The 381-nt window shown below is 53.3% G+C and carries 2 protein-coding genes; both read left to right on the top strand.

Annotation, left to right across the window (positions count from 1 at the left end):
- A partial coding sequence (locus tag KIP88_RS46185; RefSeq protein WP_214494680.1) for a hypothetical protein occupies positions 1-188 on the top strand: 188 nt, incomplete at its 5' end.
- A gap of 2 nt (positions 189-190) precedes the next feature.
- On the top strand, positions 191-381 hold a 191-nt coding region (locus KIP88_RS46180), incomplete at its 3' end, for a hypothetical protein (RefSeq protein ID WP_214494679.1).

Genomic DNA, 381 nt, shown 5'->3' with positions numbered 1-381 from the left:
TCAAACAATCTACATCCCTTAAAGAACGCCTTGCAATGGAGGCAACGCAGTTGCGCAAGGAAGCTCAAGGTACCCCACCGGGGTTTGAGCGCGAGCTCCTGGTTCGTAAAGCCCGCCGAGCCGAAACAGCTTCTCGTATGATCGAGTGGCTGACCTCGGCTCCCAAGCACCAAGATCGGTTCAAATAGAAATGGCTATTTTTCGCCTATTAGAGAACTCTGCGTTAGGGCTGGGGCCGAAAGAGGTTAACTGCATCATAGAGGCATACGAGCAAGCGTTGCGCACCCTCTGCGTCAAGGATCGCGACGACCCTCTAACGGAAATGATTGCGACGAAGATCATCAAGTTTGCGCAAACTGGTGTCCATGATCCGGCGCAGCT

The sequence above is a fragment of the Bradyrhizobium sp. SRL28 genome (assembly GCF_018596315.1).
Taxonomy (GTDB): domain Bacteria; phylum Pseudomonadota; class Alphaproteobacteria; order Rhizobiales; family Xanthobacteraceae; genus Bradyrhizobium.
The sequence above is the reverse complement of the archived record's forward strand: the minus strand, read 5'-3'. Positions and strand labels throughout refer to the sequence as shown.